Consider the following 17328-nt stretch of genomic DNA (forward strand, 5'->3'; position numbering starts at 1 on the left):
CGCTCTCGCCCACGATTCCCCGCATGCACGTCTCCCGCCTCGACCTTCATCACCTGCGCCGCTTCGCCGCGCTCGAACTGGCGCCTGCGCCTGGGCTGAACCTGATCACCGGCGACAATGGCGCCGGCAAGACCACGATCCTCGAAGCCATGCACCTGATGGCCTACGGCCGCAGCTTCCGCGGGCGGGTCCGCGACGGCCTGGTCAGCCAGGGCCAGGATGCCCTGGACGTCTTCGTCGAATGGCAGGAACGAGGCACCGAGCCGCAGCAACCGCGCCGCCGCCGCGCTGGATTGCGTCATAGCGGCCAGGATTGGCGTGGCCGGCTGGACGGAGAAGACGTGGCCTACCTCGGCACGCTATGCGCGGCCCTGGCGGTGGTCACCTTCGAGCCGGGCAGCCATGTGCTGGTCAGCGGCGGCGGCGAACCCCGCCGGCGCTTCATCGACTGGGGCTTGTTCCACGTGGAACCTGATTTCCTTGCCCTGTGGCGCCGCTACGCGCGGGCGTTGAAGCAGCGCAACGCCCTGCTGAAGAGTGGCGGTGGCGGCGCAGCCCTGGATGCCTGGGACCACGAACTGGCCGAAGCCGGCGAACCGCTCACCTCGCGCCGCGAGCAGTACCTGGAACGGTTGTTGCAGCGGCTGCTGGTGCTCGGGCCGGAACTGGCGCCGGCATTGGGGATCCAGCACCTGCACTTCGCCCCTGGCTGGCGCCGCCACGAAGTGCCGCTGGCCGACGCGCTGCTGCTCAACCGCGAACGCGATCGCCAGTACGGCTACACCTCGGTCGGCCCGCATCGCGCGGACTGGAGCCTTGAGTTCGCGACCATCCCTGGCCGCGATGCGTTATCGCGCGGCCAAGCCAAGCTCACCGCCCTGGCCTGCCTGCTGGCCCAGGCCGAGGACTATGCCGAGCAGCGCGGCGAATGGCCGGTGATCGCCCTGGACGACCTGGCCTCGGAACTGGACCAGCATCACCAGCGGCGCGTGTTGCAGCGGCTGCAGGCCGGGCCGGCACAGGTATTCGTGACCGCCACCGAAACTCCGCAGGCGCTGGCCGACATGGCGCTGCCGATCGCGCGGTTCCACGTGGAACATGGCCAAGCCCTGGCCCGTTCCTAGCCTGCGCGAGGCGGGAGGGCCGGGGCTGCTATAATTCGCCGCAATCCCCTATCCATCGGCGCGACCGGGTTCCTGCCCGCCGTCGTCCGACTCGTGGAGCCTACGGCAAGCGCATGACCGAAGAACAGAATCCGCCAACCTCGCCCGCCAACACCACCTACGACTCCAGCAAGATCACCGTGCTGCGTGGGCTGGAAGCGGTCCGCAAGCGTCCCGGCATGTACATCGGCGACGTGCACGACGGTACCGGCCTGCACCACATGGTGTTCGAGGTCGTCGACAACTCCATCGACGAAGCGTTGGCCGGCCATGCCGACAACGTGCTGGTCAAGATCATGGTGGACGGCTCGGTGCAGGTGTCCGACAACGGTCGCGGTATCCCGGTCGACATCCACAAGGAAGAAGGCGTGTCCGCGGCCGAGGTGATCCTCACCGTGCTGCATGCCGGCGGCAAGTTCGACGACAACAGCTACAAGGTGTCCGGCGGCCTGCACGGCGTCGGCGTGTCGGTGGTCAACGCCCTGTCCGAGCACCTGTGGCTGGACGTGTGGCGCGATGGCCACCACTACCAGCAGGAATACAAGCTGGGCGAGCCGCAGTACCCGCTCAAGCAGCTGGAAGCGTCCGACAAGCGCGGCACCACCCTGCGCTTCAAGCCGGCGGTGGAGATCTTCAGCGACGTCGAATTCCATTACGACATCCTGGCGCGGCGCCTGCGCGAGCTGTCCTTCCTCAACTCCGGGGTCAAGATCACCCTGCAGGACGAGCGCGGCGAAGGCCGCCAGGACGTGTTCGAGTACGAAGGCGGCATCCGCAGTTTCGTCGAGCACCTGGCGCAGCTGAAGACCCCGCTGCACCCGAACGTGATCTCGGTGACCGGCGAGCAGAACGGCATCGTCGTGGACGTGGCCCTGCAGTGGACCGACGCCTACCAGGAAACGATGTTCTGCTTCACCAACAACATCCCGCAGAAGGACGGCGGCACCCACCTGGCCGGCTTCCGCGCAGCGCTGACCCGCACCCTGTCCAACTACATCGAACAGAACGGCATCGCCAAGCAGGCCAAGATCACCCTGTCCGGCGACGACATGCGCGAAGGCATGATCGCGGTGCTGTCGGTCAAGGTGCCGGATCCGAGCTTCTCCTCGCAGACCAAGGAGAAATTGGTCAGTTCCGAGGTGAAGCCCGCCGTTGAGAACACGTTCGGCGCCCGTTTGCAGGAATTCCTGCAGGAAAACCCCAACGAGGCCAAGGCCATCGCCGGCAAGATCGTCGATGCCGCGCGCGCCCGCGAGGCCGCGCGCAAGGCGCGCGACCTGACCCGCCGCAAGGGCGCGCTGGACATCGCCGGCCTGCCCGGCAAGCTGGCCGACTGCCAGGAGAAGGATCCGGCGCTGTCCGAGCTGTTCATCGTCGAGGGCGACTCGGCTGGCGGCTCGGCCAAGCAGGGCCGCAACCGCAAGAACCAGGCGGTGCTGCCGCTGCGCGGCAAGATCCTCAACGTGGAACGCGCGCGCTTCGACCGCATGCTGGCCTCCGACCAGGTCGGCACGCTGATCACCGCGCTGGGCACCGGCATCGGCCGCGACGAATACAACCCGGACAAGCTGCGCTACCACCGCATCATCATCATGACCGACGCCGACGTCGACGGCGCGCACATCCGCACCCTGCTGCTGACGTTCTTCTACCGGCAGATGCCGGAGCTGATCGAGCGCGGCTACATCTACATCGGCCTGCCGCCGCTGTACCGGCTCAAGCAGGGCAAGCAGGAGTTGTACCTGAAGGACGACAACGCGCTCAACGCCTACCTGGCCAACAGCGCGGTCGAGGGTGCGGCGCTGATCCCGGCCAGCGACGAGCCGCCGATCACCGGCACCGCGCTGGAGAAGCTGCTGTTGCTGTTCGCCAGCGCCAACGACGCAGTGGCGCGCAACGCGCACCGCTACGATCCGGCACTGCTGACCGCGCTGATCGACCTGCCGCCGCTGGACGTGGCGCAGCTGGAAGCCGAGGGCGAGCAGCATCCGAGCCTGGACGCGCTGCAGGCCGTGCTCAACCGCGGCACCCTGGGCACCGCCCGTTACGAACTGCGCTTCGAGCCGGGCACCGAACAGCGTCCGGCGACCCTGATCGCGGTGCGCCGCCACATGGGCGAAGAACTGACCCAGGTGCTGCCGATGGCGGTGTTCGAGAGCGGCGAACTGCGCCCGCTGCGCGAGGTCGCGCTGGCGTTGAACGGCCTGGTCCGCGAGGGCGCGCAGATCGTGCGCGGCAATAAGACCCAGAGCATCAACAGCTTCGCCCAGGCGCATGCCTGGTTGTTCGACGAGGCCAAGAAGGGCCGGCAGATCCAACGCTTCAAGGGCCTGGGCGAAATGAACGCCGAGCAGCTGTGGGAAACCACGGTGAACCCGGATACGCGCCGCCTGCTGCAGGTGCGCATCGAGGACGCGGTGGCCGCCGACCAGATCTTCAGCACCCTGATGGGCGACGTGGTCGAGCCGCGCCGCGATTTCATCGAGGAAAACGCGCTGAAGGTCGCCAACCTCGACATCTGACCGCGGCATCGCCCGTTCCCCGGCGCCTGCCGGGGGACGGCGTCCTTCCCGCTCCCTTAGCCTGACTCGCCCAGGATCGCGATGACCTCGCTGCCGTCGCACCCCACCGCCCCGCCCTCGCTGCCCCGTCCCGCGCCGTCGTCCGGCTGGCGCAAGCCGGTGCTCGGCTTCGTCCTCGACGTGCTGCTCGCCGCGGTCGTGCTGCTGGCCGTCAGCGTGCTGTGCGGCCTGGTCTGGGGCGTGGTGCGTGGCTTCCAGGTCACCATGGAGCTGCGCGCGCAGGGCATTCCCAGCGATCGCATCGCCTCGGTCGTCGCCACCCATCTCGGCCAGCCCGGCGCGCTGGCGCAGCTGCTGATCGCCCTGGTCAGCACTCTGTCCGCGGCACTGCTGCTGTACTTCCTGCGCCGCCCGGCCAACGCGGCCGAGCGTCGCGCCTCGTGGCGGGCCGCGCGCGTGCCCGCGACCTGGGGCTGGGTGCTGCTGGTGGCGGTGGCGGTATTCGTGGGCAGCAGCGTGCTGTCCAACCTCGGCGCGCAGCTGGGGATCAAGCCGGTGCCGACCAACCTGCCGCTGATGCGCGAAGCGATGACGCAGATGCCGCTGTTCCTGTTCCTGTTCGCGGTGCTGATCGCGCCGGCCTACGAGGAACTGCTGTTCCGCCGCGTGCTGTTCGGGCGCCTGTGGGATGCCGGCTGGCCGCGGCTGGGCATGGCGCTCAGCGGCGCCGCGTTCGCGCTGGTGCACGAATTGCCCGGCACCACCGGCAATGGCGTGGCCGAGACCGTGCAGCTGTGGTTGATCTACGGCAGCATGGGCGCGGCCTTCGCCTGGCTGTACAAACGCACCGGCACGCTGTGGGCGCCGATCGCCGCGCATGGCCTGAACAATGCCGTCGCCGTCGCCGGGTTGTACTGGTTCGGCGCAGCTTGACGCTGCGTTTGACGAAAAGTTAAGACGCCTCCCATCACACTGCGACGTGTGTCATAGGGGGACCTATATGAGAAACGTTGTACTGGGGGCATCGATCGCGATGCTGCTGGCAGCCTGCGCGACGACGACATCGCCGACTGGCCGTACCCAGGTCGTGGGCGGCGTGTCGCAGCAGGAGCTCGATCAGCTCGGCGTGCAGGCCTTTGCCGAGGCCAAGGCCAAGGAGCCGATCGACCAGGATCCCAAGCGCAACGCCTATGTGCGCTGCGTGGTCGGCGCGCTGGTCGCGCAGTTGCCGGCGCAGTGGCGCGGCACCGCGTGGGAAACCGCCGTATTCGCCGACAAGGAACCCAACGCGTTCGCGCTGCCCGGCGGCAAGGTCGGCGTCAACAGCGGCATCTTCTCCGTGGCCAAAAACCAGGACCAGTTGGCGGCGGTGCTCGGCCACGAGATCGGCCATGTGATCGCACGCCACCACGAAGAACGCATCACCCGCCAGATCGGCACCCAGACCGGCGTCAGCTTGCTCGGCGCTCTGGCCGGCGCCCGCTACGGCAACGCCGTCGGCGACACCGTCGGTCAGGTCGGCGGCATGACCGCGCAGGCCGCGTTCCTGCTGCCCGGCTCGCGCGCTCAGGAAAGCGAAGCGGACGTAGTCGGCCAGCGGCTGATGGCGCAGGCCGGATTCGATCCGGCGCAGGCGGTCGACCTGTGGAAGAACATGATGTCCGCCGGCGGCCAGCGCCCGCCGCAATGGCTGTCCACCCACCCCGATCCCAGCGCCCGCATCGGCGAACTGCAGCGCGATGTCGCCGCGCTCGAGCCGGTGTATGCGCAGGCGCGCAGCGCCGGGCGGGCGCCGAAGTGCGGATGATCGCCGCGCGGTCACGGCGCGGGCGCGTGCCGTCGGCATGGCAATGCATCCCAAAAACGTTTTCACGGCGTACAGGTTTCTGTTAGTTTTGCTGGCTCGGCCCTGGATGGCCGCTCCGTCTTCCGTGCCGCTCCGGGCGGTTCCACCGAGGTGATCCATGAAATTCAGTATTCGCAAGCAAGCGCTGTTGTCCCTGGTGATCACTGCTGCCCTCGGCGGCGCGGTGGTGACCGACGCCGTCGCCCAGTCCGATCGTTCCGAGCAGCGCTCCTCGCGCAAGTCCAAGAACGAAAAGGCCGCGGTGATGTTCCCCAACGCCACCCGCCAGGAGCCGACCGGCAAGCCGTCGGCCAAGCTCGGCAGCAAGCTGCAGAAGCTGATCGACACCTACAACAAGGGTGAGGATTACGCCGGCGTGCGCACCCAGGCCGACGAGGTCCTGGCCAATAGCGCGGCCAACGAGTACGACAAGTCGATCGCCGCGCAGCTGGCCGCGCAGGCCGCCTACAACCTGGACGACAGCAAGGCCGCCAAGCAGTACCTGCAGCAGGCGATCCAGTTCAACGGCCTGGACAACAACGGCCACTTCCAGTCGATGCTGATGCTGGCGCAGCTGCAGTTGCAGGACGACGAGACCGCCGCAGGCCTGGCCTCGCTGGACAAGTTCCTGGCCGAATCCAAGTCGACCCGTCCGGAAGACCTGATCCTCAAGGGCCAGGCGCTGTACCAGACCGAGCGCTACCAGGAAGCGATTCCGGTGCTGCAGCAGGCCATCGCCGCCTCGCCGGAGCCCAAGGACAGCTGGAACCAGCTGCTGATGGCTTCCTACGCCGAAGCCGGCCAGACCGGCGAAGCGGTCAAGGCCGCCGAAGCGCTGGCGGCCAAGACGCCGAACGACAAGAAGGCCCAGCTCAACCTGGCCAACATGTACATGCAGGCCGACCAGATGGACAAGGCCGCCGCGGTGATGGACAAGCTGCGCGCCGCCGGCCAGTTGACCGACGAGAAGGAGTACAAGCAGCTGTACTCGATCTACGCCAACACCGACAAGAAGGAAAAGGACGTCATCGCGGTCATCAACGAAGGCATGCAGAAGGGCATCCTCAAGCCCGACTACCAGACCTATCTGGCGCTGGCGCAGTCCTACTACTACAGCGACCAGGTGCCGCAGGCGATCGAGAACTGGCAGAAGGCCGCGCCGCTGTCCAAGGACGGCGAGACCTATCTGAACCTGGCCAAGGTGCTGCACCAGGAAGGCCGCGTTCCGGAAGCCAAGCAGGCCGCGCAACAGGCATTGGCCAAGGGCGTCAAGAAGCCGGAAGACGCCAAGAAGATCATCAACCTGAAGTAAAACGCAAAAAAAGCCCCCGAAAGCCAGTGCTTAAAGTAGTGCAGGTCACAGGGATTGGTATAAGCTTGGAGGTTCCTGCGGTGTGACACCGCGTGAACTGGGATTCAGATTCTTCGCGAATCCCGGCCCCCCTAAACGAGTCATTGGCGCATGACGGAACAATTGGTCATCAATCGGCATTACGACAGAGATGAAGCTTCCGGCCTCAGCTGGCCGCGCATCATCGGTATTGCCTTCGTAATCGCGCTGCATCTGGCAGCGCTGATGTTGCTGCTGATTCCAGCCGTTGCGCCGAAGGCGGCAGCGGAGAAGGAACGCAACATCGTCGTCACCCTGGTCGACGCACCGCCGCCGCCGCCACCCCCGCCGCCGCCGCCGCCGAAGCCGCCGGAGACGCCGCCGCCGCCGGTCAAGAACCTGGCGCCGCCGAAGCCGACCCCGCTGCCGCCGCCGCCGGAAGCACCGGTGATCGACGTGCCGGAGCCGCGCCCGAGCGACATCGCCACGCCGCCGTCGCCGCCGTCGCCGCCGGCTGCAGCCACCGACATCGGCGCCAGCGTCGATATCTCGTCGAAGAACATGAACCCGCCGAAGTACCCGCCGTCCGCATTCCGGTCGGGCGCAGAAGGCGAGGTGATCCTGATCATCGACGTCGACGCAAACGGTAACGTCACCAACGTGGCCGTCGAAAAATCCAGCCGCAACCGCGACCTGGACCGCGCCGCCATGGAAGCAGCGCGCAAGTGGCGGTTCAATGCCGCTACCGCCAATGGACAGAAGACCGCCGGCCGCGTCCGCGTACCGGTCAACTTCGCGCTGAACTGATACAAAGGCAGCAGCCCGGCGCACCCGCCGGTCTGCAGGCCCTGTCTACTCTTTGCACCACCCTCATCACCACACACAACAAAGGTAAGCGTCATGCTGCAGGAAATTTTCATCGCCGCTGCTGCGGGGGGCAACAACGCATCGAACGCCCTGTCGCAGATGGGCTTCGAGCACCTGATCACCGAGATGACCTCCAAGCCGGGTGACTTCGCCGTCTCCTGGGTGGTGCTCATCACCCTTATCATCATGTCGGCGGCTTCGTGGTACTGGACCGTCATCAACATCTTCCGCGCCACCCGCCTGAAGAGCCAGGCCGACCGCGTCACCAGCCTGTTCTGGGACACGCCGAACGCGCAGGACGCCATCCGTGCGATGGAAGAGCAGCCGTCCAGCGAGCCCTTCTCGAAGATCGCGCTCGACGCCGCACAGGCCGCTGCGCACCACCAGCGTGCCGAAGCCGGCACCGGCACCGGCCTGGGCGAGACCCTGAGCCGTTCGGAGTTCGTCGACCGCGCCCTGCGTCAGGCCGTGACCCGCGAAAGCACCAAGCTGCAGTCGGGCATGACCCTGCTGGCCACCGTCGGTGCGACCGCGCCGTTCGTCGGTCTGCTCGGTACGGTGTGGGGCATCTACGGCGCGCTGATCAAGATCGGTGCCACCGGCTCCGCCTCGATCGACGCCGTCGCCGGCCCGGTGGGTGAAGCGCTGATCATGACCGCGATCGGTCTGTTCGTCGCGATCCCGGCCGTGTTCGCGTTCAACTTCTTCAGCAAGGTCAACAGCTCGACGATCGCCAAGTTCGATACGTTCGCCCACGACCTGCATGACTTCTTCGCCACTGGTTCGCGCGTTCGCTGATCCGCGGTCAAGTAGTCCACGCAACGATTAACGGAGCCCGTTATGGCTTTCAGTAGTGGTAACAGCGGCGGCCCCATGGCCGACATCAACGTCACGCCCCTCGTGGACGTGATGCTGGTGCTGCTGATCATCTTCATCATCACGGCACCGCTGATGTCCCACAAGGTCAAGGTGGAACTGCCCGAAGCCAACCTCAAGCAGGATCAGGACGAAGCGGAAAAGCGCCCGAATCCGATCACGCTGGCGGTCAAGGAAGACGGGTCGCTGTACTGGAACGACCAGCCGATCTCCAAGGAAGCCCTGGAATCGCGCTTTTCGACCGCGGCCCAGCAGACCCCGCAGCCGCCGCTCAATCTGCGTGGCGACCGCACGACCAAGATGCGCACGATCAACGAGATCACCAAGATCGCGCAGGGTCAGGGCATGTTGGACGTCGGTTTTGTTGCGACCAAAGAGAAGGGGAACTGAGCCATGGCATTCAGCTCAGGAGGCGGCCGTGGTCCCATGGCCGACATCAACGTCACGCCGCTGGTCGACGTGATGCTGGTGCTGCTGATCATCTTCATCGTGACCGCGCCGATCATGACCTACCCGATCGACGTGGACCTGCCGCAGCGGGTGATCAACCCGCCACCGCAGTTGAAGGAGCCGCCGCCGCCGATCGATCTGCGTATCGATGCGTCGAACCAGATCTTCTGGAACAACAGCCCGGTGGCTGTGACGGCGCTTGCGCAGATGATGGAAAACGAAGTACAGCGCGATCCGACCAACCAGCCGGAACTGCGCATCGATGCCAATCCGGATTCCGAATACGAAGTGATGGCCAAGGTGCTGGCCGCCGCCAAGAATTCGGACATGAAAAAGATCGGCTTCGTGCAGCAATAAGCTCTACCGCAACACCTCAGTCATGACGCGACTGCAACGCCACCGGAAACGGTGGCGTTTTTTTTGCTTCGGCGCCGGCGTGGAACCACCAGCATTGGCAGCGCGCCGCCAGCGTTGTCGTGTGAGAAAGCCCAGGCGCGACGGGTTGTACCGGGAATGCCTGTCGCGATCCGGCCCCTCGCACGGCCCCTGTCCCGGGTGTAGGCTGGGGACGCGACACCACAACCACAGGACAGGAGGCAGGCCATGGCTTTCAGTACCGCAGGGAACCGGGGACCGCTGGCGGAGATCAACGTCACGCCGCTGGTCGATGTGATGTTGGTGCTGTTGATCATCTTCATGGTGACCGTACCGTTGGTGACGCGGCCGATCGCCGTCAACCTGCCGCAGCGTACCGACACGCCGCAGCGGCCACTCGCGCCGCCGCCGCCGATCGAGTTGCGCCTGGACGCCAGCGGCCAGCTGTTCTGGAACGCCAGTCCCTTGCCCCTGGCCGAACTGCAGCCGCGGCTGCAAGAGGCGATGGCGCAGGCCGCCGGCAATACGCCGGAGCTGCGCATCGATGCCAACCCGGATGCCGAATACCAGGTGATGGCCAAGGTGCTGGCCGCGGCCAAGAACGCACAGGTGGAAAAGATCGGTTTTCTGCAGCGGTAGATTCCACGGCAGGATCCAGGTCAGCACGCAAACGCCACCGGCAACGGTGGCGTCGTTCCAAAGCAGCGGCTTCCGAGGGACCCGGGTGGCCCTGCAGGCATCGGCGGGCTACCCACGCCATGCTTCGTGCTGCGTCCGGTCCACGCCGCGTGGAGTGAGATGTCAGCCGTCGCTAGCCAAGCCACGCGAAGTAGTCGCAATGACCCTTCGCGCCATGGCAGAAGAAGACCCAAGTGGTGCCGCTGCTCTCGTGGGTCCAGGCAGAAAATTCCCGGTCCGAATAGTCCCGGACGGTTTCTGCCCAATCCTCGAATGGGGCGTCCGTCCTGGTTCCGGGCACCAAGGCGCGAAAGAGCATCGGTGCCTGCGCCGGGACGAAGTCGAACTCTCCCACGGAAGTGTTGAGGTCGAGATTGTTCGACGTGCGGATGCGAACCGTCGACGTGGGGAGAACATCGGGAAGCCACCCTCGCTCGAACAGGCGGTCGGCGCGGGCATCGGCCAACGTGGAGTATCGCGTTGTCACCGTATCCGGGGAGCAGCCGGGCAAGCCCAAGGCAACGACCAGCAGGAGACCGACTGTCCTCATGCGGCCGGCACCGCGAATGCGGCAGATCCGCGACACGGCATCGGCTCGAACCGAGCGTCAACCCAAGGACGCATAGGCGGCGATGGACGCGGCCAGGAAGCCGATCGCGGAGACCACGGCGGGAACCCAGCTGCCGCCGAGCCAGCCGCGGCGCAGCAGCAACAGTGCCGTGAGACAGCCGAGCTGCACGGCGATCGGCAGGAACACCGGCTTGACCGTGGTGATGAAGAACATCGGAAACAGCACGCCGAAGCCCAACAGAACGAGTTCGAGCCGTCGCGAGAACGCCAGGTCCTTGAAGCGCTTGTCGGGCTGGGGCATCGATGCTCTCCGCAGTCTGGCGCGCTATCGAACCGAAGACAGGATCGCCAGGTAGGCCTTCACCGTGGCGTCGAGCCCGGAATACAGCGCCTCGCCGATCAGCGCATGGCCGATCGAGACTTCCAGCACCTGCGGTACCGCGGCCAGGAACGCGCCGAGGTTGGCCTGGGCCAGGTCGTGGCCGGCATTGACGCCGAGTCCGGCGGCCTGGGCGCGGCGCGCAGCGGCGGCGAAGGCGGCCGGCGCCGCCGCATCGCCACGCTCGAACGCGTCCGCGTACGGCCCGGTATACAGCTCGACGCGATCGGCGCCGAGGTCGGCGGCGACCGCCAGGTCGGGATTGTCGGCATCGACGAACAGGCTGACCCGGCAGCCCAGCGCCTTCAGTTCGGCGATCAGCGGACGCAGCCGTGCGCTGTCGCGGCCGAAGTCGAAACCATGGTCGGAGGTCAGCTGGCCATCGCCGTCCGGCACCAGCGTGGCCTGCGCCGGGCGCACCTGCGCGCACAGCGGGATCAGCCCCGGATAACCCGGCCGCGGCGGTGCGAACGGATTGCCCTCGATATTGAATTCCACGCCGCGCGCGCGGGTCAGCTCGGCCAACGCCAGCACGTCCTCGGCATGAATGTGGCGTCGGTCCGGGCGCGGATGCACGGTGATGCCGTGCGCGCCGGCGTCCAGGCAGGCGCGCGCGGCCTCCAGCACGCTCGGCAGTCCGCCGCCGCGCGAATTGCGCAGGACCGCGATCTTGTTGACGTTGACGCTGAGCTGGGTCATCGGCGCCCGGGGCTTACGACGAGAGCGCGTCGTCGCTGGCGGCGGCGGCCGCGGCACGGCGCGCCTCGGCCTGCTCGCGCAGCCGGCGCAGCTCGGCCGGGTCGATCATCGGCATCGTGTCGCGCTGGCTGGCGTCGCCGATCTTGGCCACGTACCAGCCGCGCGCCCAGGCCAGCAGGAACCCCAGCGCGGCCAGCAACGCCAGCACCAGCAGCGACATATGCGGCGTGGAGAACGCCAGGACGAAGGCACCGAGCGCGAGCAGCAGAAAGAGCCAGTACATGACGATCTCCCCAAGGATGGGCGCAGTGTAGCGCTGCCCGGGCGGCCGGTTCCACGGTGAACCTCCAGGCCGGCGCCTGGCGGCGGCGTGCTACAACAGCGGCGAGGTCAACCGCGCCAGCGCCTCGGGCAGCCGGTAGCGCCACAGCGAGCGCTGGCGGTCGTCGCGCACCTGCACCGCGTCGGCGATCTCGCGGCCGATCAGCGTGGCCAGTTCCTGGGTCAGCTGACGGTCGCGGAACATCGCCGCCACCTCGAAGTTGAGCCGGAAACTGCGGTTGTCGAAGTTGGCGCTGCCGACGATGGCGAGATCCTCGTCGACGATCAATGCCTTGCTGTGCAGCATGCGCGGACCGTACTCGTAGATCTTGACCCCGGCCTGCAGCAGTTCGTCGAAATACGAGCGCGCCGCCAGCGTCACCAGCCGCGAATCGCTGCGCTTGGGCACCAGCAGGCGCACGTCGAGGCCGCCCAGCGCGGCGGAGGTCAACGCCATGCGCGCGGCCTCGCCCGGCACGAAATACGGCGTCACCAGCCAGACCCGCCGCTGCGCCTCGTAGATCGCCGCGACCTGCATGCGGTGGATGCTTTCCCACGATGAATCCGGGCCGGACACCAGCACCTGCGCCTGGATCGCGCCCTCGTCGCGGCCGGGCATGTCGTGCGGCCAGATCTTGGCCATGTCGAAGGTGTCGCGGCCCTGGCGGGTGGCGTACAGCCAGTCCTCGACGAACACCAGCTGCAGGCTGCGCACCACGTGGCCCTCGCAGCGCACGTGCAGGTCGCGGTACGCGTCCGGGCGCAACGCTTCGTTCTCCTCGTCGGTGACGTTGATGCCGCCGGTGAAACCGATGCGGCCGTCGATCACCACGATCTTGCGGTGGGTGCGCAGGTTCACCCACGGCCGCTTGAACTTGAACGGGCGCAGCAGCTGGGTGGGATGGAACCAGGCCGCCTCGCCGCCGGCGTCCAGCAGCGGCTGCAGGAAACGCTTGCGCACCTGCGAGGAGCCCACCGCGTCGAGCAGCAGGCGCACCTTGACCCCGGCGCGGGCGCGCTCGACCAGCGCATCGCGGATGCGCGTGCCGCTGCGGTCGGGATTGAAGATGTAGTACTCCAGGTGCACGTGGTGCTGCGCGGCGGCGATGTCGCGCACGATCGCGTCGTAGGTGGCCGCGCCGTCCACCAGCCATTGCGCGCTGGTCGCCGAACTCGGCGCCAGCCCGGTGGTGGCCTGGGCGATCTTGGCCAGCTCGGTGCAGTCGGCGTCGGCCGGGCAGACGCTGCTGTAGTGCTCCATGCCCGAGCGCGAGCGGCCGCGGCGCAGGCGCTGCCGCTTCACCCTCTGCGGGCCGAGCAGGTAGTAGATGACGAAACCCAGGTACGGCAGCGCGGCCAGCGACAGCACCCAGCTCAGCGTCGCCGCCGGCTCGCGTTTCTGCAGCACGATCCAGCTGCTCAGCCACAGGATGTACAGCAGATAGGCGGCGGTGACGTAGGCGCCGAAATGGGGGATGCCGGTGAGCCAGTCCCAGGTGTTCTGCAGGGTCGCGAATACGAACATCGGCGGATTCTACGGGGCGGGCGCGACTCCTGCGCGTGGCGCTGAAAGATTCAGCGTCGTCCGGTCGCCGTCGCAGTGGCTGAGACCGTGGCGGCGTACCCTGCGCGGATGAGCACGGCCATCAAGGGACGCGGCGCCGGCAGCCACCTGCCCGGCCGCTTCGAACGCACCATCAGCCAGGCCGAGGACGACGGCTGGCACCCCGACGACAGCGAGGAATTCGCCGCGCCGCGGCTGCGCACGGAAGTGCGCGAGGAGACCGCGCGCAGCATCATCAGCCGCAACCAGTCGCCGGATGTGGGCTTCTCGCAGTCGGTCAATCCCTACCGCGGCTGCGAGCACGGCTGCAGCTACTGCTTCGCCCGGCCCAGCCACGCCTATTTGAACCTGTCGCCGGGGCTGGACTTCGAGACCCGCCTGTTCGCCAAGACCAATGCCCCGGACCTGCTGCGCCGCGAGCTGGCCAAGCCCGGCTACGTGCCCAGCCCGATCGCGCTGGGCATCAACACCGATGCCTACCAGCCGATCGAGCGCAAGCTGCAGCTGACCCGGCAGCTGATCGAGGTGCTGTGGGAAACCCGCCATCCGTTCTCGCTGATCACCAAGAACGCGCTGGTCGAGCGCGACCTGGACCTGCTGGTGCCGCTGGCGCGCGAGAACCTGGTCAGCGTGCACTTCTCGGTCACCTCGCTGGACCCGCGCCTGTCGGCGCGGCTGGAGCCGCGCGCCTCGGCGCCGCATGCGCGGCTGCGCGCGATGCGCACGCTGCACGAGGCCGGGGTGCCGGTGGGGGTGATGGTGGCGCCGGTGATTCCGTGGATCAACGACCATGAACTGGAAGCGGTGCTGGAAGCGGCGCATGCCGCCGGCGCCGACTCCGCCGGCTACGTGCTGCTGCGCCTGCCGCACGAGGTGGCGCCGCTGTTCCGCGACTGGCTGCAGGCGCACCATCCCGACCGCGCCGCGCACGTGATGAGCACCGTGCAGCAGCTGCGCGGCGGCAAGGACTACGACAGCGCCTTCGGCAAGCGCATGCGCGGCGAAGGCGTCTATGCCGACCTGCTGGCGCGGCGCTTCGCGCTGGCGCACAAGCGCCTGGGCTACGCCGAACGCGCGCGCCGGGCGCTGGACTGCAGCCGCTTCGTCAAGCCGCTGCCGCCACGTGCGCCATCGCCGCAGGGGGAGTTGTTTTGAGGCCGGGATTTGGGATTTGGGATTGGGGATTCGTAAGAGCGCACGTCGGCTGCTCGATAGCCGACTTTTAACCAAATCCTTTTTGGGACACGCCGGAACGGATCCAGCGGCAGCGAGACTTTGTGCCAACCTGCGGCCAGACGAAGGCTGGTCGGAAAAAAGCGCCGCACCCCCGCTTTTGCGAATCCCTACTCCCGAATCCCTAATCCCGGCCGTAAAGCGCCTGCGCCGACTGGAACAGGATCCAGCTGGTGGCGATGAACTTGTCGCCGCCTTGCGGGCGGTTGCCGCGGTGGGTGTGGGTGAATGCGGTCGGCGCGATCAGCAGGCTGCCGGCGCGCGGCGCGATCTTGCGCTGCTGGAACAGGAATTCGGTCTCGCCGTCCTGGAAATCGTCGTTGAGGTACAGCGTCCACAGCAGGTGCCGGTGCAGGGTCTCGGCGCCGGGATCGCGCGGGTACAGCTCGCAATGCCAGTACGGATAGCCGCCCTCGCCCGCTTCGTACCATTGCAGGTTGATCGCGCCCGGACGCAGGCAGGTGCGGGCCAGGTTGGACAGCGCCGCGTCGTCGAGCAGCGCGAAATCGTCCGCGCCGAGCCGATGCGGCTGGCCGTCGGCACCGGGGACCTGCAGCATCAGCGGCGAGATCAGCGCCTGCGGATACTTGCGCAGATAGCCGAGCAGGCCGGCGAACACCGCCTGCTGCAGCCGCTGCTCCACGTCGCGCCACGGCTCCAGGCCGCTGATGCGCAGATCGCGGCTGCGCTTGAGCTCGGGGAACACGCCACTGCCCACCTCGCCCGGTTGCAGCTGCGCGCTGGCGCGCACGCGGCGCATGATCGTGGCGCAGTCCTCGCGGGACATGGCGCCATCGAAGACCTCGATGAAATCGGGATTGGAATCGGACATCGCGCGACCTTACCAGCGATCCCGCGCCGTCGCAGCTGTGCTGACGCCTGGACGCTGCAGCTGATGGCGACCTAACCCTTGCGGGACGCCGCCGAACCGCCACGGATCGAGTAGCCGAGCAATACCAGCCAGGCGACCAACGCCAGCAGCGTGGGCAGCTGGAACTTGCTGGACGTGCCCAGGGTAAAGCTCCTGGCGGCAAAGAAGATCAGCACCCACAGCGCGAGATTACCGGCCACGATCAGCCGCCGCGCCTTGTGCCGGGTCAGCCAGGAAATGACGCTCGGCATCAGCGCGATCGGCGCGGTCGCGAAGAAGAACAGGAGGAAGACGGTCTGGTTCATGGTAGTCCTGTTTCTCTTCAGGCCCTCGGATGGAAGCCGGACATACATGATGAGCGGGCGTCGTGTCGTTGCGCCAACCTAGTGAGTTGCCCGCACATCGCAGCAGGCTGCGGCATGCCGATTCTATGCGGTTCCAGGGAGCGAGGATGCTGCGCTGCGATGGTGCGGCATACCGCTTCGCTTGTGAACGAGCGTCAGGAACCGATCTGCTGATCCGAGATGCCATGCACATGATGCCTGCGAGACCAGAGCGCAGCCCAATGGATGAGGATTCGAGCAATGCTGCTGCAGGTGAATACCACTAGGAAAATTCCAGAAAGCAAGGATGCATTATGTTTGGTGTGGTGGCTGGACTCCCCATGTAGCAGGTAGAAGAAAACAAACCACGACGAAAACCAGACAGCGAGCCACAAAACGAGCGTCGGTTTGCGCCATGGTAAAAGCAATGGAGCGATGGCAGCACAGAACAGGGCGCATAACATAGCAATCGTCAGGGGCATCGGTTCTCCATGCGGAAATAAAGTCGGCGCTATCGCTAGACGGCGAGTAGTGTTGCGCCGGTACGTAAATTCAATTCTTCCAGCAGTAGAACTCGGCTGCACCATTGCTGCCGGAAAAATGCGTCCGGACTATTCGGCATCAGGCCCATCATGAGTCGAGGCGATGCGTGCGGTGGCGAGCCATCATCGCCACGGCGATCAGCACGGCGGGCGGCCCAATCGGCACGAAGAGCACAGCCCACAGGGACTGCGATCGAAACGCGAGGATCAGGCTCACGAGGAACAGGAGGCCCGATAAAAAGAGAGCGATGGCAATGACGACAAGTTGTCCCGAACGCCGCTCGCACTGTTCGATGGGATCTTCCATTGATCTCCCCCCAATAGCATTTATGTCCATATATGCCAAATGGCGATGTGACTCGGCTCGATGAAGCTAGCATTGCAGAAAGAAGTACACGAACGCCAACGCAAAACCGCCGATCCACACGGCAAGCATCGCGGCAAACCCGGACGCGATGACGGCACAGCGCCAAAACCAGCGCATGCCGCGCGAACGCCGGACCAGCCAGGCGAAAAGCCAGCCACCGGCGGCTACGCTCACCGCGACAACCAGCCAGCCCAGCATGTTGACGAGCGGATCCTTCGGGCCGAATTCCGGCGGACACTGGGTCGTCGCGTAGGCGGGCGCGGAGAACGCCAGTAACAGCAATGCAGCAAAAAGCCCAGCAGCTTTCGAACGGCCCGACTGAGTTGCCATGTGCTCTTCGCGCCTGAAGTGA

The 17328-nt window shown here is 66.6% G+C and carries 21 protein-coding genes; 11 read left to right on the forward strand and 10 right to left on the reverse strand.

Annotated elements, in window-relative coordinates; all coding sequences use genetic code 11:
* Positions 1-23: 23 nt before the first annotated feature.
* The 10 genes from recF (at position 24) to J2Y70_RS15925 (ending at position 10068) form a co-directional block, all read left to right on the forward strand.
* On the forward strand, positions 24-1124 hold the full coding sequence (gene recF, locus J2Y70_RS15880) for a DNA replication/repair protein RecF (RefSeq protein WP_309919569.1): 1101 nt from the start codon (positions 24-26) through the stop codon (positions 1122-1124).
* Positions 1125-1237: 113 nt separating this feature from the next.
* Positions 1238-3685 (forward strand): DNA topoisomerase (ATP-hydrolyzing) subunit B, encoded by a 2448-nt coding sequence (gyrB, locus tag J2Y70_RS15885; RefSeq protein ID WP_263396449.1) that lies wholly within the window; start codon positions 1238-1240, stop codon positions 3683-3685.
* An 81-nt stretch (positions 3686-3766) separates the two neighbouring features.
* On the forward strand, positions 3767-4618 hold the full coding sequence (locus J2Y70_RS15890; protein WP_309919575.1) for a type II CAAX endopeptidase family protein: 852 nt from the start codon (positions 3767-3769) through the stop codon (positions 4616-4618).
* Between the two features lie 67 nt (positions 4619-4685).
* Positions 4686-5492 carry a M48 family metallopeptidase gene (locus tag J2Y70_RS15895; RefSeq protein WP_263396451.1) on the forward strand — a complete coding sequence of 269 codons (807 nt, stop codon included), beginning with the start codon at positions 4686-4688 and terminating at the stop codon, positions 5490-5492.
* Positions 5493-5649: 157 nt separating this feature from the next.
* A complete protein-coding gene (locus tag J2Y70_RS15900) occupies positions 5650-6843 on the forward strand; it encodes a lipopolysaccharide assembly protein LapB (RefSeq protein WP_263396452.1) in 1194 nt (397 codons plus the stop codon).
* 150 nt (positions 6844-6993) lie between these two features.
* Positions 6994-7668 (forward strand): energy transducer TonB, encoded by a 675-nt coding sequence (locus J2Y70_RS15905; RefSeq protein ID WP_263396453.1) that lies wholly within the window; start codon positions 6994-6996, stop codon positions 7666-7668.
* Positions 7669-7761: 93 nt separating this feature from the next.
* Positions 7762-8526 carry a TonB-system energizer ExbB gene (exbB, locus tag J2Y70_RS15910; RefSeq protein ID WP_263396454.1) on the forward strand — a complete coding sequence of 255 codons (765 nt, stop codon included), beginning with the start codon at positions 7762-7764 and terminating at the stop codon, positions 8524-8526.
* A 42-nt stretch (positions 8527-8568) separates the two neighbouring features.
* Positions 8569-8994, forward strand: coding sequence for a biopolymer transporter ExbD (locus J2Y70_RS15915; RefSeq protein ID WP_309919582.1), 426 nt, complete (start codon positions 8569-8571; stop codon positions 8992-8994).
* Between the two features lie 3 nt (positions 8995-8997).
* Positions 8998-9411, forward strand: coding sequence for a biopolymer transporter ExbD (locus tag J2Y70_RS15920; RefSeq protein WP_263396456.1), 414 nt, complete (start codon positions 8998-9000; stop codon positions 9409-9411).
* Positions 9412-9657: 246 nt separating this feature from the next.
* Positions 9658-10068, forward strand: coding sequence for a biopolymer transporter ExbD (locus J2Y70_RS15925; protein ID WP_309919586.1), 411 nt, complete (start codon positions 9658-9660; stop codon positions 10066-10068).
* A 172-nt stretch (positions 10069-10240) separates the two neighbouring features.
* On the opposite strand, the gene J2Y70_RS15930 is transcribed toward J2Y70_RS15925, so the two are convergent.
* The 5 genes from J2Y70_RS15930 to cls all read right to left on the reverse strand — a co-directional run bounded on the left by J2Y70_RS15930 (position 10241) and on the right by cls (position 13601).
* The gene (locus tag J2Y70_RS15930; RefSeq protein WP_309919589.1) at positions 10241-10573 is read right to left on the reverse strand and encodes a hypothetical protein; all 333 of its coding nucleotides are present in this window, start codon (positions 10571-10573) and stop codon (positions 10241-10243) included.
* Between the two features lie 141 nt (positions 10574-10714).
* A complete protein-coding gene (locus tag J2Y70_RS15935) occupies positions 10715-10978 on the reverse strand; it encodes a hypothetical protein (RefSeq protein ID WP_309919591.1) in 264 nt (87 codons plus the stop codon).
* A gap of 24 nt (positions 10979-11002) precedes the next feature.
* Positions 11003-11755, reverse strand: a complete 753-nt coding sequence (locus tag J2Y70_RS15940; protein WP_309919594.1) for a pyridoxine 5'-phosphate synthase — start codon at positions 11753-11755, stop codon at positions 11003-11005.
* A 13-nt stretch (positions 11756-11768) separates the two neighbouring features.
* Positions 11769-12038 (reverse strand): hypothetical protein, encoded by a 270-nt coding sequence (locus J2Y70_RS15945; RefSeq protein ID WP_263396461.1) that lies wholly within the window; start codon positions 12036-12038, stop codon positions 11769-11771.
* Between the two features lie 90 nt (positions 12039-12128).
* Entirely contained in the window at positions 12129-13601 is a 1473-nt protein-coding gene (gene cls, locus J2Y70_RS15950) for a cardiolipin synthase (RefSeq protein ID WP_309919599.1), read from the reverse strand.
* Between the two features lie 108 nt (positions 13602-13709).
* Between cls and J2Y70_RS15955 the strand changes: the two genes are divergently transcribed.
* Positions 13710-14795: a PA0069 family radical SAM protein gene (locus J2Y70_RS15955; RefSeq protein WP_309919602.1), complete on the forward strand. Its 1086-nt coding sequence runs from the start codon at positions 13710-13712 to the stop codon at positions 14793-14795.
* Positions 14796-14997: 202 nt separating this feature from the next.
* On the opposite strand, the gene J2Y70_RS15960 is transcribed toward J2Y70_RS15955, so the two are convergent.
* The 5 genes from J2Y70_RS15960 to J2Y70_RS15980 all read right to left on the reverse strand — a co-directional run bounded on the left by J2Y70_RS15960 (position 14998) and on the right by J2Y70_RS15980 (position 17306).
* On the reverse strand, positions 14998-15705 hold the full coding sequence (locus J2Y70_RS15960; protein WP_309919605.1) for a 2OG-Fe(II) oxygenase: 708 nt from the start codon (positions 15703-15705) through the stop codon (positions 14998-15000).
* Between the two features lie 71 nt (positions 15706-15776).
* Positions 15777-16049: a hypothetical protein gene (locus tag J2Y70_RS15965; RefSeq protein WP_263396465.1), complete on the reverse strand. Its 273-nt coding sequence runs from the start codon at positions 16047-16049 to the stop codon at positions 15777-15779.
* Positions 16050-16243: 194 nt separating this feature from the next.
* A complete protein-coding gene (locus tag J2Y70_RS15970; protein WP_309919609.1) occupies positions 16244-16549 on the reverse strand; it encodes a hypothetical protein in 306 nt (101 codons plus the stop codon).
* 148 nt (positions 16550-16697) lie between these two features.
* Positions 16698-16916 carry a hypothetical protein gene (locus tag J2Y70_RS15975; protein WP_309919612.1) on the reverse strand — a complete coding sequence of 73 codons (219 nt, stop codon included), beginning with the start codon at positions 16914-16916 and terminating at the stop codon, positions 16698-16700.
* A 66-nt stretch (positions 16917-16982) separates the two neighbouring features.
* Positions 16983-17306, reverse strand: a complete 324-nt coding sequence (locus J2Y70_RS15980) for a hypothetical protein (RefSeq protein WP_309919614.1) — start codon at positions 17304-17306, stop codon at positions 16983-16985.
* Between the last annotated feature and the right edge of the window lie 22 nt (positions 17307-17328).

The organism is Xanthomonas sp. 1678 (genome assembly GCF_031455575.1).
Lineage (GTDB): Bacteria > Pseudomonadota > Gammaproteobacteria > Xanthomonadales > Xanthomonadaceae > Xanthomonas_A.

Coding starts and splice junctions, on each gene's coding strand:
- J2Y70_RS15945 (WP_263396461.1), bottom strand. CDS start 12,038: ATGTACTGGCTCTTTCTGCTGCTCGCGCTCGGTGCCTTCGTCCTGGCG.
- recF (WP_309919569.1), top strand. CDS start 24: ATGCACGTCTCCCGCCTCGACCTTCATCACCTGCGCCGCTTCGCCGCG.
- J2Y70_RS15960 (WP_309919605.1), bottom strand. CDS start 15,705: ATGTCCGATTCCAATCCCGATTTCATCGAGGTCTTCGATGGCGCCATG.
- J2Y70_RS15895 (WP_263396451.1), top strand. CDS start 4,686: ATGAGAAACGTTGTACTGGGGGCATCGATCGCGATGCTGCTGGCAGCC.
- J2Y70_RS15980 (WP_309919614.1), bottom strand. CDS start 17,306: ATGGCAACTCAGTCGGGCCGTTCGAAAGCTGCTGGGCTTTTTGCTGCA.
- J2Y70_RS15965 (WP_263396465.1), bottom strand. CDS start 16,049: ATGAACCAGACCGTCTTCCTCCTGTTCTTCTTCGCGACCGCGCCGATC.
- J2Y70_RS15905 (WP_263396453.1), top strand. CDS start 6,994: ATGACGGAACAATTGGTCATCAATCGGCATTACGACAGAGATGAAGCT.
- J2Y70_RS15925 (WP_309919586.1), top strand. CDS start 9,658: ATGGCTTTCAGTACCGCAGGGAACCGGGGACCGCTGGCGGAGATCAAC.
- J2Y70_RS15940 (WP_309919594.1), bottom strand. CDS start 11,755: ATGACCCAGCTCAGCGTCAACGTCAACAAGATCGCGGTCCTGCGCAAT.
- J2Y70_RS15900 (WP_263396452.1), top strand. CDS start 5,650: ATGAAATTCAGTATTCGCAAGCAAGCGCTGTTGTCCCTGGTGATCACT.
- J2Y70_RS15915 (WP_309919582.1), top strand. CDS start 8,569: ATGGCTTTCAGTAGTGGTAACAGCGGCGGCCCCATGGCCGACATCAAC.
- gyrB (WP_263396449.1), top strand. CDS start 1,238: ATGACCGAAGAACAGAATCCGCCAACCTCGCCCGCCAACACCACCTAC.
- J2Y70_RS15890 (WP_309919575.1), top strand. CDS start 3,767: ATGACCTCGCTGCCGTCGCACCCCACCGCCCCGCCCTCGCTGCCCCGT.
- J2Y70_RS15935 (WP_309919591.1), bottom strand. CDS start 10,978: ATGCCCCAGCCCGACAAGCGCTTCAAGGACCTGGCGTTCTCGCGACGG.
- cls (WP_309919599.1), bottom strand. CDS start 13,601: ATGTTCGTATTCGCGACCCTGCAGAACACCTGGGACTGGCTCACCGGC.
- J2Y70_RS15975 (WP_309919612.1), bottom strand. CDS start 16,916: ATGGAAGATCCCATCGAACAGTGCGAGCGGCGTTCGGGACAACTTGTC.
- exbB (WP_263396454.1), top strand. CDS start 7,762: ATGCTGCAGGAAATTTTCATCGCCGCTGCTGCGGGGGGCAACAACGCA.
- J2Y70_RS15920 (WP_263396456.1), top strand. CDS start 8,998: ATGGCATTCAGCTCAGGAGGCGGCCGTGGTCCCATGGCCGACATCAAC.
- J2Y70_RS15970 (WP_309919609.1), bottom strand. CDS start 16,549: ATGCCCCTGACGATTGCTATGTTATGCGCCCTGTTCTGTGCTGCCATC.
- J2Y70_RS15955 (WP_309919602.1), top strand. CDS start 13,710: ATGAGCACGGCCATCAAGGGACGCGGCGCCGGCAGCCACCTGCCCGGC.